At 32.0% G+C, this 1,777-nt stretch carries 3 protein-coding genes and 1 pseudogene; 2 read left to right on the forward strand and 2 right to left on the reverse strand.

Annotation, left to right across the window (positions count from 1 at the left end; all coding sequences use genetic code 11):
- The coding region (locus FTV43_RS15290) for an aspartate/glutamate racemase family protein (protein ID WP_179995820.1) at positions 1-579 on the reverse strand (579 nt) is incomplete at its 3' end.
- A 161-nt stretch (positions 580-740) separates the two neighbouring features.
- Here FTV43_RS15290 and FTV43_RS15295 point away from each other — a divergent pair.
- Entirely contained in the window at positions 741-986 is a 246-nt protein-coding gene (locus tag FTV43_RS15295; protein WP_000246756.1) for a type II toxin-antitoxin system RelB/DinJ family antitoxin, read from the forward strand.
- Positions 976-1,268: pseudogene (locus tag FTV43_RS15300) on the forward strand (type II toxin-antitoxin system RelE/ParE family toxin). The gene FTV43_RS15295 and the pseudogene FTV43_RS15300 overlap by 11 nt, the downstream one beginning before the upstream one ends.
- A gap of 104 nt (positions 1,269-1,372) precedes the next feature.
- Here FTV43_RS15300 and FTV43_RS15305 read toward each other — a convergent pair.
- Positions 1,373-1,579 (reverse strand): 3-hydroxybutyryl-CoA dehydrogenase, encoded by a 207-nt coding sequence (locus FTV43_RS15305; protein ID WP_228284210.1) that lies wholly within the window; start codon positions 1,577-1,579, stop codon positions 1,373-1,375.
- Positions 1,580-1,777 lie beyond the last annotated feature (198 nt).

Below are 1,777 nucleotides of genomic sequence, written 5' to 3' on the forward strand. Positions count from 1 at the left end.
GATAACTCCTTCTGCTCCAGAAGATATTAAATCTTCGACAACATTGATATATTTCTTTTGAGACTCTTTGTTTATAACCCCTAAACATAATTCATTATAAATAATATCGTGCACAACTTTTCTATTTGTTTCATTTGGCGTTATTACTTCAAGTCCTTTTTCTTCTAATCTGTTTTTATAAAAATCTTGTTCCATAGTAAAAGCTGTACCAAGCAGACCAATTTTTTTAATATTTTGACTTAAAATTTCCGTAGCTGTTGCATCGGCAATATGAATAAATGGAATAGTAGTTGAATTCTCAATATAAGAAGCCACTTTATGCATCGTATTTGTACAAAGTACAATACCATCGGCCCCTCCTTTTTCTAGTTGAATAGCTTTATCTTTTAAATAAAATCCAGCTTCATCCCAGAGTCCCTTATGTTGTAATTCTTCAATTTCAGCAAAATCAACGCTGATAAGAACAACCTTAGCAGAATGTAATTTTCCTAGCTTCATTTGAACCATTTTATTGATTTGTTGATAGTAAAGATCTGTAGATTCCCAACTCATTCCGCCTAATAAACCAATTGTTTTCAAAGTTGTGCCTTTAAGAAATTAAAAAATCTAACTTATCAATATAATTAAAAGTATCTAGTACAAAATTGCTCATATTTAACATAATGGCGGTTATACGAAGTCGACTTGTAATGCAATTTGCATTACAGTACTCCTAGTACATTAAATAACTGGGAGATATGATGGCTACTGTTAACTTCAGGGTCGATGAAGCCCTTAAAGAAAAATCCTATTCCATCCTTAAAGAACAAGGTATTGCACCTACAGATTTCTTTACTAGTATTCTTGAGTATGTTGCTACGACTGGGAAACTACCTGTCAAAAAAGCTTTGCTTTCAGAAGAAGATGAAGAATTGTTAGCTCTTGTCCGTAAGCGCATTAATGACCCTAAAGAGATGTTTGAGGAAGTCACATTAGATGACTTATAAGCTTTTACGTCACAAGGACTTTACAGCAGAATGGGAAAAACTCCCTGTTGCTATAGAGATCAATTTAAAAAGAAACTAGCCAAAGTCATAGAGCAGCCACATATTCCAAAGAATATGCTTAGAGGCGATCTTGCAGGTTGCTATAAAATCAAATTATTAAAAGCTGGTGTCCGACTTGTCTATCAAGTTAAAGATGATCAGGTAGTTATCCTGCTCATTACCGTCGGAAAACGAGCTGATAGCATAGTTTATGACGAAGCGAAAAAGCGAATTAAAGACTAAAAATGGGAGCTTAAAGCTCCCATTTTTGGCTTCGTATAAGGTGTATTATGTTAATTTTAGGAAATTTTTAGAATCACTATGCAGATCATCAATTTAATTGCGAATCATTTTATATTGTTTTCTATACAATAGTTTTTCCATTTATTTTTAAAATCTTCTATAGCTTTTTCTGCTTCTTCCTCTTTGGTATAGATAGGTGATTTCTTTACTTCATCTACTATCTGATTGAAAATTTCACCTTCCTCTTTGAAGAGGTTGCTATAAATACTTTTAGCTTTTTCTACGTCTGAACCCATTTGATGAAAAGTCATCAAGGTGTCTGCTGCATATGCAATTCCATCACATTGTTTATTGTCATCCGCATATGAAAAGGAACAAATTAGTAATAAGATCGAAAAAATTATTGGTTTTCTCATAATGGGAAATTTCATTTTAAAAATAAATACTAAAAGATTTCTATGGATATTAAAATCTATAGAATTTTACTTCATTTAACATAATAGAGCTTA

The organism is Acinetobacter sp. YH16053 (assembly GCF_013417035.1).
GTDB classification, from domain to species: Bacteria; Pseudomonadota; Gammaproteobacteria; order Pseudomonadales; family Moraxellaceae; genus Acinetobacter; species Acinetobacter towneri.